The organism is Janthinobacterium sp. 78 (genome assembly GCF_003096775.1).
Classification (GTDB): Bacteria; Pseudomonadota; Gammaproteobacteria; order Burkholderiales; family Burkholderiaceae_D; genus Janthinobacterium; species Janthinobacterium tructae.
Genome location: NZ_QENT01000001.1, coordinates 3,933,758 through 3,949,278 on the forward strand (window position 1 = coordinate 3,933,758; position 15,521 = coordinate 3,949,278).

The 15,521-nt window shown below is 62.4% G+C and carries 14 protein-coding genes; 9 read left to right on the forward strand and 5 right to left on the reverse strand.

Annotated elements, in window-relative coordinates:
- Positions 1-53 precede the first annotated feature (53 nt).
- Together C8C92_RS17400 and C8C92_RS17405 are read left to right on the forward strand one after the other, a co-directional pair.
- A complete protein-coding gene (locus tag C8C92_RS17400; protein WP_116744745.1) occupies positions 54-1,028 on the forward strand; it encodes a thymidylate synthase in 975 nt (324 codons plus the stop codon).
- A complete protein-coding gene (locus C8C92_RS17405) occupies positions 1,028-2,071 on the forward strand; it encodes an SMI1/KNR4 family protein (RefSeq protein WP_116744746.1) in 1,044 nt (347 codons plus the stop codon). The genes C8C92_RS17400 and C8C92_RS17405 overlap by 1 nt, the downstream gene beginning before the upstream one ends.
- On the opposite strand, the gene C8C92_RS17410 is transcribed toward C8C92_RS17405, so the two are convergent.
- Entirely contained in the window at positions 2,068-4,353 is a 2,286-nt protein-coding gene (locus C8C92_RS17410; protein ID WP_116744747.1) for an outer membrane beta-barrel family protein, read from the reverse strand. The two genes, C8C92_RS17405 and C8C92_RS17410, sit on opposite strands and share 4 nt — an antisense overlap.
- Before the next feature lie 244 nt (positions 4,354-4,597).
- Between C8C92_RS17410 and C8C92_RS17415 the strand changes: the two genes are divergently transcribed.
- From C8C92_RS17415 to C8C92_RS17425, 3 genes are read left to right on the forward strand one after another with little or no spacing between them, the layout of a single operon-like run.
- Positions 4,598-5,143 (forward strand): hypothetical protein, encoded by a 546-nt coding sequence (locus tag C8C92_RS17415; protein ID WP_116744748.1) that lies wholly within the window; start codon positions 4,598-4,600, stop codon positions 5,141-5,143.
- Positions 5,144-5,153: 10 nt separating this feature from the next.
- Positions 5,154-5,444 carry a transcriptional regulator gene (locus C8C92_RS17420; protein WP_116744749.1) on the forward strand — a complete coding sequence of 97 codons (291 nt, stop codon included), beginning with the start codon at positions 5,154-5,156 and terminating at the stop codon, positions 5,442-5,444.
- A gap of 20 nt (positions 5,445-5,464) precedes the next feature.
- Positions 5,465-5,884, forward strand: a complete 420-nt coding sequence (locus C8C92_RS17425; protein ID WP_099763494.1) for a DUF2141 domain-containing protein — start codon at positions 5,465-5,467, stop codon at positions 5,882-5,884.
- A gap of 13 nt (positions 5,885-5,897) precedes the next feature.
- Here the strand turns inward: C8C92_RS17425 and C8C92_RS17430 are convergent, their stop codons facing one another.
- The 3 genes from C8C92_RS17430 to C8C92_RS17440 all read right to left on the reverse strand — a co-directional run bounded on the left by C8C92_RS17430 (position 5,898) and on the right by C8C92_RS17440 (position 9,153).
- Positions 5,898-7,241, reverse strand: a complete 1,344-nt coding sequence (locus C8C92_RS17430; protein ID WP_116744750.1) for a VWA domain-containing protein — start codon at positions 7,239-7,241, stop codon at positions 5,898-5,900.
- 9 nt (positions 7,242-7,250) lie between these two features.
- Positions 7,251-8,501: a TerD family protein gene (locus tag C8C92_RS17435; protein ID WP_116744751.1), complete on the reverse strand. Its 1,251-nt coding sequence runs from the start codon at positions 8,499-8,501 to the stop codon at positions 7,251-7,253.
- A 76-nt stretch (positions 8,502-8,577) separates the two neighbouring features.
- The gene (locus tag C8C92_RS17440) at positions 8,578-9,153 is read right to left on the reverse strand and encodes a TerD family protein (protein ID WP_116744752.1); all 576 of its coding nucleotides are present in this window, start codon (positions 9,151-9,153) and stop codon (positions 8,578-8,580) included.
- 221 nt (positions 9,154-9,374) lie between these two features.
- Here C8C92_RS17440 and C8C92_RS17445 point away from each other — a divergent pair, with 221 nt between their 5' ends.
- The 4 genes from C8C92_RS17445 (at position 9,375) to C8C92_RS17460 (ending at position 14,780) form a co-directional block, all read left to right on the forward strand.
- Positions 9,375-10,145 carry an alpha/beta hydrolase gene (locus C8C92_RS17445; RefSeq protein WP_243420260.1) on the forward strand — a complete coding sequence of 257 codons (771 nt, stop codon included), beginning with the start codon at positions 9,375-9,377 and terminating at the stop codon, positions 10,143-10,145.
- Positions 10,142-10,627: a dihydrofolate reductase gene (locus C8C92_RS17450; RefSeq protein ID WP_116744754.1), complete on the forward strand. Its 486-nt coding sequence runs from the start codon at positions 10,142-10,144 to the stop codon at positions 10,625-10,627. Before C8C92_RS17445 ends, C8C92_RS17450 begins: the two co-directional genes overlap by 4 nt.
- Positions 10,628-10,877: 250 nt before the next feature.
- Complete coding sequence (locus C8C92_RS17455; RefSeq protein ID WP_116744755.1) at positions 10,878-13,133, forward strand: arginine/lysine/ornithine decarboxylase; 2,256 nt, start codon at positions 10,878-10,880, stop codon at positions 13,131-13,133.
- Between the two features lie 252 nt (positions 13,134-13,385).
- Positions 13,386-14,780 (forward strand): sigma 54-interacting transcriptional regulator, encoded by a 1,395-nt coding sequence (locus C8C92_RS17460; RefSeq protein WP_243420261.1) that lies wholly within the window; start codon positions 13,386-13,388, stop codon positions 14,778-14,780.
- A 6-nt stretch (positions 14,781-14,786) separates the two neighbouring features.
- Here the strand turns inward: C8C92_RS17460 and C8C92_RS17465 are convergent, their stop codons facing one another.
- On the reverse strand, positions 14,787-15,521 hold the full coding sequence (locus tag C8C92_RS17465; protein WP_243420262.1) for an amidohydrolase family protein: 735 nt from the start codon (positions 15,519-15,521) through the stop codon (positions 14,787-14,789).

Below are 15,521 nucleotides of genomic sequence, written 5' to 3' on the forward strand. Positions count from 1 at the left end.
GCCCGCCTGTCGCGCCTGCGTTACAATCACCATCCTTACCGTTGGAGAAATACATGCAGCAATATCAAGATTTGATCAAGACCGTGCTCGAAACGGGCAGCTGGCAAGACAACCGCACGGGCATCCGCACCCTGAGCGTGCCGGGCGCCATGATGCGTTTCGACTTGGCCAACGGCAATTTCCCTGCCGTGACGACCAAGAAACTGGCTTTCAAATCCGTGATCGGCGAATTGTGCGCCTTCTTGCGCGCCTCGCGCAACGCGGCCGAATTCCGCGCGCTGGGCTGCAAGGTATGGGACCAGAACGCCAACGAAAATGCGCAATGGCTGGCCAACCCCTACCGCGAAGGCGAAGATGACCTGGGCCCCGTGTATGGCGTGCAATGGCGGCAATGGCCTGCCTACAAGCTGCTCGATGCCGACCAGACCGCGCAGATTGCCGACGCGCAAGCGAACGGTTTTAGCTTGATCGCCCCCCTCGTCGAGGATGGCGTGCAAAAAGTGCTGCTATACAAGGCCGTCGACCAGTTGCGCGAGTGCCTCGATACCATCATGACGAACCCGGGCAGCCGGCGCATCCTGTTCCACGGCTGGAACCCGGCCGTGCTGGACGCCGTCGCCCTGCCCGCCTGCCACTTGCTGTACCAGTTCATCCCGAACGCCAGCACGCGCGAAATCTCGCTGTGTTTATATGTGCGCAGCAACGATATCGGCCTGGGCACGCCGTTCAACATCGCCGAAGGCGCGGCCCTGCTGCACCTGGTGGCGCGCCTGACGGGCTACACGCCGCGCTGGTTCACCTACTTCATCGGCGACGCGCACATCTATGAAAACCACCTCGACATGGTGGAAGAGCAATTGAAGCGCACGCCGTTCCCGGCGCCGCGTTTCGTCATTTCCGAGCGCGTGCCCGACTACGCCAAGACGGGCAAGTACGAGCCGGAGTGGCTGGAAAAGATCGAACCGTCGGATTTCTCGCTGGAAGGCTATGAACACCATGCGCCCATCAAGGCGGCGATGGCCGTCTGATGGCGGTCGCACCGCTGGCCGCCCTGCACCGCAAGCTGTTTGACGAAACGGATGGCAGCAAGTTTGCCAGGCTGAAAGAGCGGCTGCTGAAAAAGCATGCGCCCGACGACCGACTGGCCGTGCTGGACATTTTGACGGCGTATGCGCGCGATGGGCAACTGCTGCACTGGCGCAGCTTTTTGATGACAGATATCGTGCACCTGGTGGAAGGCAGTCAACACGCGGCGTTTTTCGCCTGGGCACTGCAGCAGCCAGCACTGGCGTACTGGGGCGTCGATGGCTTGCTGAAAAGTACAGGCGTGGACGCGTATGCGCCGCTGGTGGCGCTGGCAGCGTCCGGCGCCACCAGCCTGGAAGTGCGCGCCAAGGCGATCAAGAGCCTGGCCGTGTTCAGCCGCCAGCCGTTTGACCAGGGCTTGCCGTCCGATCCCGGCCACTGGAAGGCAGAGCAGCTGCGACTCAGCGCCGTGCTGGCCTGGCAAGCGGACGGCTACCCTGATGGCGCAGGCTACAAGGCGCCCGCCACGCATTTCTCGCTGACCCAGCCGCTGTCGCGCCTGGAAATGGCAGCCACCTTCCTCGAGCGAAAACTGGCGCTGCGGCGCCAGCGCGAACAGGACCTGGCGCAACCGTCGAACTGGCTGACGGTCGCCAGCGCCGCGGACATGGCCGAGATCGACGCGCACTGGGTCTTGCCGGAGATTTACCGCCGCTTCCTGGCATGGTATTCGCCGCTGCGCGTGCATGTCGACGGCAAGCGCTTCCCCCAGGGCCTGCACCTGTACGGCGCGGCCGAGCTGGTGAAGGCCCAGCTCGGCTACTCAGTCGATGCCGTGCACCATCACACCATCGCGGCCTGGCCGCCGAAGCTGGTGGTGATTGCCGATGCGGGCGGCGACCCGTACTGCGTGGACCTGGAAGAAAAAAGCATCGACGGCGACTTGCCCGTGTACCGCGCCAACCATGGCACGGGAGAATGGCGCTTCGAGCTGCATACGGACGATTTCATCTACTTCCTGCACGAGATCGCGCTGGCGGCCTAGCCTGCTTCGCCTCCCGCTCCGCCCGGGCCGGGACCGCCAGGGCCGCCCGGGCCGCGTCCACCCGGCGGACCGAAGCGCGGTTCCCGTTCTCCCTCTTTCGCCGACGAGGTGGCGCCGCCGAGGCGGTACGACAGCCCCACATAAATCATCCGTCCATCGAAGCGCCGCGTGCTCGTCTCGCGCAGGGAAGCGCTATTGATGACGGTTTCCATCTTGTTGCTGCTGAATACATCAGTCACGTTCATGACCAGGCTCAGCTGCGGCGTCACCGTGTGGCGCCAGCTCACATTCAAAGTATTGTTCGGCGAGCGGTAGCCCTGCCCCGACAGCGTCTTGCCTTGCATTTGCAGGGCCAGTTGCAGCTGGTTCGCCGCATCGAACTGGTAATTGAGGCGCGCGCGGCCGCTCAGGGCATTCGCCGTGCGCGTGCTGCGGTTGCCCAGGTCGTCGGAACTGGTCTGCTGGCTGCGCGCCAGGTTGCCGCTCGTATTCAGGGTCAAGGATGGGGTCAGCTTGCCGCTGACGCTGAACTCCAGGCCGCTCGAATGGCTGCCTGCGCCGTTTTCGCGCGTGGTCAAGAGCACATTGTCGCTGATAAAGTAGCGGTAATCGACGATGGCGTCCGTGTCGCGCCGGTGGTAGGCGCGCAAGCTGCTTTCCAGGCCGGCAATCTTCGTTTCATAGCCGATCTCGAACGAATCCGTCTGCGTGGGTTTCAGCTTCGGGTTGCCGGCCGAGACATTGAACTCGTCGCGGTACACCACGTACGGGTTCAGGTCGCCCGCGCTGGGCCGGCGCAGGCGGTGCGCATAGCTGAAGCGCACATTGCTCTCGTCGCTGACCTTATACGTGGCGAACAGGCTGGGGATGTAATTGACGTAATTGTTGCCGGCCTCGACGCCGCCCGTGATCTGGCGCACGTTCAAGTCCGTGTACTCGGCACGCAAGCCGGCCAGCGCGCCCCAGCGCTCGCTCAGGCGCATCTGGTAGGAGCCGTACAGCGCGATGGTGCGCTCGTCGAGCTCGAAACGGTTGCTGCGCATGGGGTTGACAGTTGCCGCCAGGCTGGCCGGGTGGATGTCCGTATATAAGGTGTCGAAACTGCTGTGGTTGTCCGCCACCTTGTAGCCCAGTTTGGCCGTGCCGCCCGCCAGCGGACGCTCGTAGTCGCCGCTGAAGTCGACGATGCGGTTGCCCGTCTCGCTGTGCTGGCGCGCGCGGCTGTCGAAGGCATGCACGGGCGCAACTGCATAAGTATTCGCGTAATCGCTGTCGCTCTCATTGGTCGAGGATGACACGCGCAGGTCGATCTTCAACGATTCGCCCGGCAACTCGCCCTTGTGGTCATAGCGCGCGCCCCAGCTGGCGTTGCGGCTGTCGCCGTTGCGCACGGTGCTGCGCACATAGTCGCCGATGGTGCTGCCCGTGCTGTCGCCGTTGATGTAGCGGTCGAGCGAGCGCTGGTCGTTGCTGCGCCCGTTATACGACACGCTGGCGGCCAGGGTGTCGTTCGTGTTCAGGTTGTAATTCACGGTGCCGTGCAAGCCCAGCGAGTCGTTCAAACCATTGCTGGCGGAGCTTTGGCTGCTGGGGGCGAAGGCGCCCGTGCCACGCTCCAGGCGCTCGCGGCTGACCTCGCCCACGGAATTGCGGCCGTCGTGGCGCACATTGATGCCGCCCTGGTAGCCCCACGGCCCTTCGTTGTAGCTACCGGAAACGGCGCTGTTGTAGCGCCCGGCGATGCCCGCATTCGCGTTGACGGTGGCAAAGCCGCCCGGCTTGCGGTTGCGCCGCATCACCAGGTTCAAAATCGGGCCGCCACCGGCTTCGTTGCCGAACTGGGCACCGGGATTGTTGATCACTTCCACCGATTCGATATCGTCGGCCGCCATGGCGTTCAGGGTGGCGCCGCGCGCATCGCCCTGCAGCATGGCCGACGGCTTGCCATCGATCAATATCTGCACATTGCTGCTGCCGCGCAAGGACACGGAACCGTCGGGATCAACGGCCACGGATGGCACATTGTTGAGCGCATCGGCCGCCGTGCCGTTGCTGCTGCCCACATCGGACTTGACGTCGTAGACTTGCCGGTCGATGCGGCCCGTGGGACGCTCGGCCGTCACGCTGACGGAAGGGGGAGCGTCAATGGCGGGCGCCTTGGCCGATACTGGTGCTGCTGCGGGCTTGACGACGGCGTCGCCGGTGACAGTTTGCGCCTGAACGGCGGCGCCGGAGACCAGCAGGCTACCGCCCGCCAGACAGTGGAAAAGAGTTTTATGCATTTGGCTAAAAAATAATCGAGACGCTACGGATGAGGCGCTACGCCGCGGCGTGAGGGCACAGCGAAAGCATGCCACGACTCCATTGGGCAAAGCAAAGGCGAACCATTGTTATTTACTTCAATTTACAAATCTCTTCCACTTGTGGTCGTATAGCCTCATACGCTGGAGGGCAAACAAAAGGCTTGACGAAAAAATATCTCGCATATAGAGTACTCTGCATTACAGAGTTAACCAGGAGAACACGATGCTGAACCCGCAACAAGTCCAACAATACCTGCAGGAAGTGGAGCAAACCCAGACGCGCAGTGAACAGTATTTGCGCTATTGGCGCTCGGGAGTCATCGTCCAGCTGTGGGGCGTGGTCTGGTTCTGCGCCTATCTGGGCAGTTATCTGGCACCGGCACACAGCGGATATTGCTGGCTGATTGCCGACGCGGTGGGCATGCTCGGTACGGCGTATCTGCTGAGCCGGCAAAAAACCGCCAGCCAGCCGGGCGACCGGCGCATCTGGCTGGCCATGGCCATCCTCGTCGCCTTCGGCATCATGGTCTCGACTTTCATCGTGCACCGGCCCGGCGCCATCTCCGTGTTCTGGACCAGCTTGTTCATGCTCGTGTATATGCTGGCCGGCCTCTGGCATGGCCTGCGGTGGACGATATTGGGCGCCAGCATTTGCGTGCTGACTTTCATCGCCTACCATTTTCTCGCCCCCTGGTTCGATCTGGCCATGGCGCTGCTGGCGGGGGGCGGATTGCTGCTTGGCGGCACCTGGCTGCGCCGCGCTGCCTGAGGAGAACATCATGGCTGGTCTGGACGACATCATCCATCAGAGCACGCGCTTGCGCATCATGACTGCCCTGAATGTATTACAAGTAAATGAAAGCATCGAGTTCGTGCGCCTGAAAGCGCTAACCGAGGCAAGCGACGGCAATCTGGGGGCGCACCTGGACACGCTGGCACGCGCAGGCTATGTGATGCTCGAAAAGCAGTTCGTCGGCAAGAAACCGCAAACCCGCATCCATGCCACGGCGCAAGGACGCGCCGCCTACCAGGCGCACGTCGCTGAATTGCGCCGCTTGCTATCCATCTAACATCAACCGAAGAACATAAAATGAAAAGAATCATACCTTGGTGCATCGCACTGCTGCTGCCAGCCGCAGGACTGGCCTGCGCCGCCGACCTGCTCGTGACCGTCAACAATGTCCAGCCCGGTGCAGGCACAGTCAAAGCGGCCATTTACCAATCGGCCGCGCATTTCCTCTCGAAACCCCTGCAGCAGGCTACCGTGCCAGCCAACGGCAGCACCGTCCAGTTGCACCTGGATAAATTGCCTGCGGGCGAATACGCTGTCGCCGTCTTCCAGGACGTGAATGCGAATGGCAAGATGGACAGCAACTTTTTCAAGATTCCCAGCGAACCCACGGGCAGCAGCAACGACGCGCGTTCAGTGATGGGTCCGCCCAGCTACGACAAGGCGCGCTTCTTGCTGCCAGAAGCGGGCACCACGATTGCCATCAAGCTCAACAACTAACATCTCAGGACGATCAGTTCAGCAAGCCCTGCCCACGCGCCAGTTTCAGCCAGCCCGGATATTCCGTCATCAGCAAATCGTACAGCTCCGCATCGCTGTGCTCGTCGGGCGAGCTGACGGAAAAGTAATTGGCATTGTCGACCAGGCGTCCCTGCAATTCGTCGAGTTTTTCCAGGAAGGGAAAGTCGGAATCAGCAAAGGCGGCGAGAAACTTGCTTTTCGACTTGCGCCCCTTGCCAATGCCCATGAATTGCCAGAAGATGGGTTCATTGCTGGCCCAGCGCAATTGCTTCTCCGTCGTCGCCTGGTCGCTGGTGCCGCCATCGGTGACGAACATCACGTACACGGGCAGCTCGGCCGCGACGGGCCGCGTGCGCTCGCCACCGGACACGTCGGGGAAATAGAATGCGCGGATGGCCTGCATGGCGGCGCCATAGCGCGTGTCGCCTTCCAGCGGATGGCGCTGTATGGCCTGCCCCACGTAGCTATTGCAGTTACTCAAGGCCATGGGCGCCGGATGGTGGACATTTTTACCGAACAGAAATACATCGATCTCGCCATCGTCGTCGAACTTGCAGCCCAGGGCCAGGATGCGCTCGGCAAAGCGCTGCACCAGCCCCTCTTTATATAGCCGTCCCATGGAACCGGAAATATCCAGGCATAAACACACCTTGGCGCGGTGCTCGGAAAGGCCCACTTTTTGCAGCGACACGCCGGCCTGCTTGACCAAGCTGACCAGTTGCGGCGCCTCGCGTTCGACTCTCTTTTCCAGGTTGATCTTTGCCTGCTGAATTGCCGAAACCGCGGCAGCAGCAACAGGAACTGCAGGCGCGGCCTGGTCGACTTCGCCGCCGAAGTGCTGCACCAGCGCATCGAGGCCGCCATTAAAACCCTGGCCCACGGCCATGCAGCGCCAGCCGCCATCCTTGCGGTAAATTTCTGCCAGCATGACGGCTTTTTCTTGCGCGAAATCAGACCCGGCAAACGCAAAGCGGGCCAGTTCGCGCCCGCCCGCCTGCAGGCGCACATGGCCAGCTTGCAGCTGCGACATCACACCGTCGCCATCGATGGAGGCCGTCACGACGAGGCGGTCTATGCCGGCCGGCAAGCGCGCCAGTTGCAAGGCAAATTCAGCCGTGTCGCCATCGCTGCCGGCACGCGCTTCCACGCCGCCGCACGGCGTGCGCGGCTGGTTGAAAAAGGTCATGTAGCGCTCGTCGGACAGCTTGCCCGCCGTATCGAGGCCAAAACAGGCCACGTCGAGCGCCAGCCCCTGCGCGGCGACGCCAATCTGCAGTACGCCATCGGGAACGAGATTGGCCAGCGGCAAGCGCTGACCCTTGCTCAAGGTTTCCATCAGTGCCTCCTAGGCGATATAGCGGCGCGGATTGTCCGCATTGAAATCATCCTCGTCTTCCTTGTCTTCGCCCTTGAAGACGACGGGACCGTTGAAGACCAGCTGCAGGTTCTCGCCCTGCCAGCTCAGCCACGGCGTCGCTTCGCTGCCCGGTTCCGACGTCTTGCCGGACGGCTCCAGGATGATGCTGTCGGGCGTGATGCGCGCCATGCCGATCACATAGGTGTAGACCGTGTCGTCCGCGGCCGCCTTGGACAGGCGGAAGTCGAAGTCGCACTCGACGATCTGCTCGCCGTATTGCATGACCATTTTCGGGCGCATGGACGCCACCGGGACGGCGCCATTGGCCAGCGCCGAATACACGCTGAAGACGAGGCCCACCGTGCCGCCGTAATGTTGCGCCAGCGCAGGGTTGACTTCCACCGTTTCCGTGGCCGGCTCCTTGCCCGCCGCACCGGCGACGTCGCCCAGGTGGCGCACATACGGCATGACGTCGAAGCTGCCCGCCGTGTCGGGCGCCTGGATGAAGCGCATCTGGCCATTCGGCAAGAGGATGCCGACTCTTAAGTCGAGGTCGTCGTTGTCGTCGTCGCCATCGCCGTTATCGACCCAGGTCGCCTTGACGGTGAGTTTTGTTGGCGCGCCTGCGCCCTTTTCCAGCGACACCTTGTGCGTCTGGCCCGCCTTGGTCAGCGAGATTTTCGACAGGGAAATCTTCGGCGCCGCAGGTTCGGGAGCTGCTTGCGCCACTTCACCGCCGAAATGCGCGACCAGCGCGTCCAGGCCGCCGTTAAAACCCTGGCCCACGGCCATGAAGCGCCAGCCGCCGTCCTTGCGGTAAAACTCGCCCAGCATGACGGCTTTTTCTTGTGCAAAATCAGCACCCGCATACGCGTAGCGGGCCAGTTCGCGCCCGCCGTCGAGCAGGCGCAAGTAGCCGCTGCCCAGCTGCGCCATGCTGGCCGCACCATCGATGGCGGCCGTGACGACCAGGCGTTCGATGGAGGCAGGCAAGCGTTCCAGCTGGTAACTGAAACCGGCCGCATCGCCGCACGGCGCCGAGGTTTCCACGCCGCCGCACGGCGTGCGCGGCTGATTGAAGAAGGTCATGTAGCGGTCGTCGGACAATTTACCGGCGGCATCGAGGCCGAAACAGGCAAAGTCGAGCGCCACGCCCACGCTGGCGAGCCCCAGTTGCACGACATTGCCCGTGACGAGGCCGGACAGCGCAAGACGCTGCCCCTTGATCAGGTTTTCCATGGAGTCAGGGAGAGAGAAGAGAAAGACAGAACCGGGCAGCGGTGCCACCCGGTACATTTACGCAAACAACTGCTTTTTATGCGTTGATGCCAAACGAGCGAGCCAGGGGGCCCAGGCCGCCCTTGAAACCCTGGCCAATCGCCTTGAATTTCCATTCGCTGCCGGCGCGGTAGATTTCGCCGAAGATCATGGCCGCTTCCGTCGAGCCGTCTTCCGACAGGTCATAGCGGGCGATTTCCGCGCCATTGTCGCCGTTCAGGCAGCGGATGTATGCCTTGCCGACCATGCCGAAGTTTTGCTTGCGGGCTTCCGCGTCGTGGATGGTGACGGCCACGGCGATCTTGTCGATGTCGGCCGGCACGTTGGCCAGGTCGACGGCGATTTTCTCGTCGTCGCCATCGCCGCCACCGGTGGTGTTGTCGCCCGCGTGGACGATGGAGCCATCAACCGACTTCAGGTTGTTATAAAAAATGAAATCGGCATCGGAACGGGCCTTGCCATCCGTTTTCAGCAGGAAGGCGCTGCCATCCAGGTCGAAAGCGGCGCCATCAGTGGCGCGCGGGTCCCAGCCCAGTCCAATCACGATTTTCGTCAAGCCGGGAGCTTCCTTGCTCAGGTTGACATTGCCGCCTTTTTGCAAACTGATCGCCATGGTGTTTCCTCTTTAATGTGGGGGTTGCATTCGGTGTTTCAGGTCACGTCGCCGGCACCCCGGCTTGATGAGTCATGAGCCTACCATAAAGTTCCTGCTTGCCAGCTGCGCACTATTGAAAATAATGCCATACGGAAAATACCACGCCGCTGCCCGCATGCGCAAAATGACGGATAATGCCGCTCGACAAAAATTTTCACCATCCTGTACCAGGCTTGTCCTTGAACAATACAACGATACGACTCGTTTGCATCCCCGGCACCTTGTGCGACGAGCGCCTGTGGTCGCGCCTGGCCCCTGCCCTGGGCGACGCCTTTCAGCTACAGCACGTGCCCCTGCATCAGGCGCGCACACGTGCGCAGATGCAGCAGATGATCGCCAGCCACAGCGCGCCCAAAGCCCATCTGGTGGGCTTTTCGCTGGGCGCCTACCTGGCGCTCGAACACGCGCTGGCGCACCCGCAGCGCGTGCAGTCTTTGACTTTGATCGCCAATTCCGCCCAAGGTTTGCTGCCGGCGGAAATTAGCGCGCGCCAGCGCATCGTCGCCATGCTTGAGCGCAATGCCTATGCGGGCATCACGCGCCAGCGCCTGCGCGAACTGCTGCACCCGTCGCACCTCGACGATGCCGCCATCACGGGCCTGATCCAGCAAATGGGGCTGGACCTGGGCAAGGACGTGCTGCTGGCGCAATTTCTCACCACCATCAACCGCCCCGACCTGATGGCGCGCTTGCCGGAACTCGATTTTCCCGTGCTGATCGTGGGCGCCGAAGACGACAAACTCGTCAACCCCGACGACCTGCGCGCCATGGCCGCCCGCCTGCCGCAAGCCACCCTGCACTTACTAAAAGACAACACGGGCCACATGATTCCGCTGGAAGCACCAAACGAGCTGGCACAAGCCATGCGTGCGCATCTGGAGGCGTCCGGCAATTTCAACGATAATGACGGGCATCGGGCCATGCCCCCACCCTTTTCACAGAACCAATGAGCCATTTGACCATCATCGTCGCCACCGACCAGCAAGGCGGTATCGGCATCGACAACACCCTGCCGTGGAAATTGCCGGAAGACCTCGCGCACTTCAAGCGTTTGACGACGGGCCACCCCATCCTCATGGGCCGCAAGACCTTCGATTCCATCGGCCGTCCGCTGCCGAACCGCCGCAACATCGTCATCACGCGCAATGCGGACTGGCGCCATGACGGCGTGGAAGCGGTGTCGTCGGTGCAAGCGGCCATCGCCCTGCTCGATGGAGCCGAAGGCTATGTCATCGGCGGCGCGGAAATCTACCAGCAATCACTGGCCTTGGCGCAGCGTTTGATCATCACGGAAATCGGCCAGACGTTTGACTGCGATGCGTTTTTCCCCGCCGTGGACCATGCCGTATGGCAAGAAACCGCGCGCGAGGCGCATGTCTCGGAGAAATCCGGCCTGCCTTACGCCTTTGTCACGCTGGAACGCAAAGCCTGATAAGGTGATATAGATAGCCAGAAACATAGCCAGAATGGCGCTGTAATACCCCTGTCACACCGTTGCGTCACGCTAGCGCATGCTGGTGACGCTTGGCTACGATATTTTTTTCCCGCAGACGCCGCATTTCTGCGAGAATCCCGTTCTTATTTTTTTTCTGCGGCTGCCGGGTTGTACTACCGCCTGACCGTCGCGCCCTAGTCCGCCCCTCCACATCAGTCAGGGGCGGCTTGCTTTTTTGGAGACATGCATGAAATTTCGTTTCCCCATCGTCATCATTGACGAGGATTTCCGTTCTGAAAATACGTCCGGCCTGGGCATTCGCGCCCTTGCCGCCGCAATGGAAAAAGAAGGCATGGAAGTGCTGGGCGTGACCAGCTACGGCGATTTGTCGCAATTTGCCCAACAACAATCGCGCGCATCGGCCTTCGTGCTGTCGATCGACGATGAAGAGTTCGGCGCCGGCTCCGTCGAGGAAACCGACCACGCCTTGAAATCGTTGCGCGCCTTCGTCGAAGAAATCCGCTACAAGAACGCCGATATCCCGATTTATCTGTACGGTGAAACGCGCACCTCGCGCCACATTCCGAACGATATCCTGCGCGAGCTGCATGGCTTCATCCACATGTTCGAAGATACGCCGGAATTCGTCGCGCGCCACATCATCCGCGAAGCCAAATCGTATCTGGACGGCCTGTCGCCGCCGTTCTTCCGCGCGCTGGTGCACTACGCCAACGACGGCTCCTACTCGTGGCATTGCCCCGGCCACTCGGGCGGCGTGGCCTTCCTGAAGTCGCCGATTGGCCAGATGTTCCACCAGTTCTTCGGTGAAAACATGCTGCGCGCCGACGTCTGCAACGCCGTCGAAGAACTGGGCCAACTGCTCGACCATACGGGCCCTGTCGCCGCCTCCGAGCGCAATGCGGCGCGCATCTTCAATGCCGATCATTGCTATTTCGTTACCAACGGTACCTCGACCTCGAACAAGATGGTGTGGCACTCGACCGTGGCGCCGGGCGACATCGTCGTCGTCGACCGCAACTGCCACAAGTCGATCTTGCATTCGATCATCATGTGCGGCGCCATTCCCGTGTTCCTGATGCCGACGCGCAATCACCTGGGCATCATCGGCCCTATCCCGCTGCATGAATTCACGCCGGAAAGCATCGCCCGCAAGATCGAGGCGAACCCGTTCGCGCGCGAAGCGAAGAACAAGAAGCCGCGCATTCTGACCATCACGCAATCGACCTACGATGGCGTGATCTACAACGTGGAAACCCTGCGCGAAATGCTCGATGGCAAGATCGACACCCTGCACTTCGATGAAGCATGGCTGCCGCACGCCACCTTCCACGATTTCTACAAAAATATGCACGCCATCGGCAAGGACCGTCCACGCGCCAAGGAATCGATGATTTTCTCGACCCAGTCCACGCACAAATTGCTCGCCGGCCTGTCGCAGGCGTCGCAAATCCTCGTGCGCGAATCGGATACGGTCAAGCTGGACCAGGACGCCTTCAACGAGGCTTACCTGATGCACACCTCGACCTCGCCGCAGTATTCCATCATTGCCTCGTGCGACGTGGCCGCGGCCATGATGGAAGCGCCGGGCGGCACGGCCCTGGTGGAAGAATCGATCATGGAAGCGCTCGATTTCCGCCGCGCCATGAAAAAGATCGACCAGGAATGGGGCCAGGATTGGTGGTTCCAGGTGTGGGGACCGGACAGCTTCAACGACGAAGGCATGGGCCAGCAGGAAGACTGGATGATACGCGCCGAGGATGACTGGCACGGCTTCGGCGACCTCGCTCCCGGCTTCAACATGCTCGACCCGATCAAGGCGACCATCGTCAACCCGGGCCTGTCGCTGGACGGCCAGTTCGGCGAGACGGGCATCCCCGCGTCCATCGTCACCAAATACCTGGCCGAGCACGGCGTCATCATTGAAAAATGCGGCCTGTACTCGTTCTTCATCATGTTTACCATCGGCATCACCAAGGGCCGCTGGAATACCTTGCTGACGGCCTTGCAGCAATTCAAGGACGACTACGACAAGAACCAGCCGATGTGGCGCATCCTGCCGGAATTTGCGGCCGCCAACCCGCGCTACGAAAAAATGGGCTTGCGTGACCTGTGCCAGCAAATCCACGATTTCTACAAGGCCTATGATGTGGCCCGTCTGACGACGGAAATGTATTTGTCGGACATGATCCCCGCCATGAAGCCGTCGGACGCGTTCGCCAAGATGGCGCACCGCGAAATCGAGCGCGTGGCCATCGACGAACTCGAAGGCCGCATCACGTCCATCCTGCTGACGCCGTATCCACCGGGCATTCCGCTCTTGATCCCGGGCGAGCGCTTCAACAAGACCATCGTCGACTACCTGCGCTTCGCGCGCGACTTCAACGAGCGCTTCCCCGGCTTCGAGACGGATGTGCATGGTCTGGTGAAACGCGAAGTCGATGGCAAGCGTGGCTATTTTGTGGATTGCGTCCGTCAGGACTAGAGCACCTAGAAAACGTCCATGGCGGCGTTGCATTGCCTCGCCGTACTATTCGTACTGTCTTCGGCAACGCGCCTTGCCCTGAACGTTTCTAGGCACTCTCGTGATGTTCGTTGAACTTCATTAATAGCGCCGCCTGATGCAGATCAGGCGGCGTTTTTCATTCTGGGCCACCGCGCACGCTTGCGCCAGATCAAACGGCTGGGGTATCGGGCTTCTAAGATGGGCGACTCGTGCCCTCGTGATGGCTGGCATATGACGCTCAAGGTGTGGCTGGAAATCGTGCAGCAGGCGGCGGCTGGCAGTGGCGCCTTGCTGATGACGGCCTTGAAGCAGGCTCAGGTAACTGTGGCCCGGCGGCACGACGGCGAGGAGGGAGCGGGCATCGTGCTGTTTGCCGAGACCGATAGCGCGTTGCTGCAAGCGCTGCCAGCGCTGTGCCGGCACGCCTCCGTGCTGGCCATTGCCGCCTGCGGCCGCATCCCCAGCTGCGCGCAACAGCGCGCCCTGATGGCGGCTGGCGCGCTCGATGTGCTGCTGTGGCCGGCCGGCAGCGTCGATGCGGCCCCGGTACTGGCGCGCCTGCAGCGCTGGCAAGCCGTGGCGCAGCTGCTGGCGTCGAACGCCGTGCGCCAGCACCTGGTGGGCGACAGCGCGGCCTGGACCGCCTTGCTGCACCAGGTGGTGGAAATGGCCGCCTTCAGCCAGGCGTCGATGCTGATCACGGGCGAGACGGGCACGGGCAAGGATTTATTGGCGCAACTGGTCCACCGACTCGGCAACTGCCGCGGCGACTTCACCATTCTCGACTGCACCACCCTGTCGCCGGAACTGGCTGGCAGCGAACTGTTCGGCCATGAACGGGGCGCCTTTACGGGGGCGTCCGGTGCACGCGACGGCGCTTTCGCCCTGGCCGATGGCGGCGTGCTGTTTCTCGACGAAGTAGGCGAACTGCCGCTCACACTGCAAGCGCAGCTGTTGCGCGCGATCCAGGAACGCAAATACAAGCGCGTGGGCGGCAATACCTGGCAGCCCACACAATTCAGACTCGTGTGCGCCACCAACCGCGAACTGGAAGACGAAGTGGCGCGCGGCGCCTTTCGCGCCGACCTGTATTACCGCATCGCCGGCTGGCGTTGCCAGACGCCGCCCCTGCGCGAACGCCAGGACGATATCCTGCCACTGGCCCGGCATTTCCTCGCCGAACTGGCGCAGCAGCCGCCGCCCCCGCTGGACGCCGCCGTGCGCGAATACCTGCTGCTGCGCGACTATCCGGGCAATGTGCGCGAACTGCGCCAGACCGTCACGCGCATCTGGCACCGCCATTGCGGCCCCGGCCCCATCACCATCGGCGCCCTGCCCCCGGAAGAACGGCTGCTGGCGCCGCCCTGGCCCGACCCGCATTTCGAGGCGGCCGTGCGGCGCGCCCTGAGCCTGGGCCTGAACCTGTCGGACATCACGCGCTGCGCCACCGACCTGGCCATCCGCCTGGTGCTGGCCGAGGAACACGGTAACAACCAGCGCGCCGCCGCCCGCCTGGGCGTGACGGACCGCGCCCTGCAGATACGCCGCAAGGCGGCCGCCTGCGCGGCGCAAGCCGCTACTGCCGCGAGCATTGCCACTGCCGCGACACCGCCGGCCGCCCTTTGATCTGCCTCATGCCAGCCCCGCCAGCCGCAAAAAATTACCTCCCGTGATCAGCGCCGCGTCCAGCGGCGGCAAGCCCAGCAACTCAATCTTGTGCAATTCCAGCCCCGGATGCAGCCAGGGACCATCCGAGCCGAACAAGACCTTGTGCGGCCCCGCGCGGCGCACGGCCTGCTGCAGCAAGTCGAAACGGCGCACGCCGGAACTGTCCGTGTAAATGTTCGCGTGACGAACAAGGTGGTCGATCAACGCCAGCTGCGCGGCCCAGTCGTCACCGAAGCTGCCCAGATGGGGCAGGATGAAATTGACATCGGGATACTGCTGCGCCAACAGCTCGGCCACGGCCACCTCGCCGGCCGGGTCGTACAGCACGGGCAAGCCGAAGAAGCGGGCCGCGTCGCACAGCTCGCCGCTGATGCGCGCGTCGAGCCGGTGCGCCTTGATGCCGACAAAACCGTAACGCTCGACGGCCGTGCGCACCAGGTCCATGATGCGGCCCCGGTCGCGCCGCGCATGCACGAAGGCAAAGCCGTAAAAACGCTGCGGATCGGCAGCGACCAGGCGCGCCACGCCATGGTTGGCAATCGCGTAATCGGAGTGAAAGGTGGCGAACAGCACGCTGCGGGCGATGCCGGCCACCTGCGCGCGGCGCAAATAAGCATGCAGCGGCGCATCGCTGTCCCACGGCCCGCTCAAGCCGTCGCCGGGACCAGCATGGCAATGGCAATCGATGACCAGCGCCAT

Excerpts from the sequence above, each read along its gene's own strand:
- C8C92_RS17430 (WP_116744750.1), bottom strand. The coding sequence starts at position 7,241 with ATGGAAACCTTGAGCAAGGGTCAGCGCTTGCCGCTGGCCAATCTCGTT.
- C8C92_RS17405 (WP_116744746.1), top strand. The coding sequence starts at position 1,028 with ATGGCGGTCGCACCGCTGGCCGCCCTGCACCGCAAGCTGTTTGACGAA.
- C8C92_RS17465 (WP_243420262.1), bottom strand. The coding sequence starts at position 15,521 with ATGGCGCTGGTCATCGATTGCCATTGCCATGCTGGTCCCGGCGACGGC.
- C8C92_RS17460 (WP_243420261.1), top strand. The coding sequence starts at position 13,386 with ATGACGCTCAAGGTGTGGCTGGAAATCGTGCAGCAGGCGGCGGCTGGC.
- C8C92_RS17400 (WP_116744745.1), top strand. The coding sequence starts at position 54 with ATGCAGCAATATCAAGATTTGATCAAGACCGTGCTCGAAACGGGCAGC.
- C8C92_RS17420 (WP_116744749.1), top strand. The coding sequence starts at position 5,154 with ATGGCTGGTCTGGACGACATCATCCATCAGAGCACGCGCTTGCGCATC.
- C8C92_RS17440 (WP_116744752.1), bottom strand. The coding sequence starts at position 9,153 with ATGGCGATCAGTTTGCAAAAAGGCGGCAATGTCAACCTGAGCAAGGAA.
- C8C92_RS17410 (WP_116744747.1), bottom strand. The coding sequence starts at position 4,353 with ATGCATAAAACTCTTTTCCACTGTCTGGCGGGCGGTAGCCTGCTGGTC.
- C8C92_RS17435 (WP_116744751.1), bottom strand. The coding sequence starts at position 8,501 with ATGGAAAACCTGATCAAGGGGCAGCGTCTTGCGCTGTCCGGCCTCGTC.
- C8C92_RS17415 (WP_116744748.1), top strand. The coding sequence starts at position 4,598 with ATGCTGAACCCGCAACAAGTCCAACAATACCTGCAGGAAGTGGAGCAA.
- C8C92_RS17455 (WP_116744755.1), top strand. The coding sequence starts at position 10,878 with ATGAAATTTCGTTTCCCCATCGTCATCATTGACGAGGATTTCCGTTCT.
- C8C92_RS17450 (WP_116744754.1), top strand. The coding sequence starts at position 10,142 with ATGAGCCATTTGACCATCATCGTCGCCACCGACCAGCAAGGCGGTATC.
- C8C92_RS17425 (WP_099763494.1), top strand. The coding sequence starts at position 5,465 with ATGAAAAGAATCATACCTTGGTGCATCGCACTGCTGCTGCCAGCCGCA.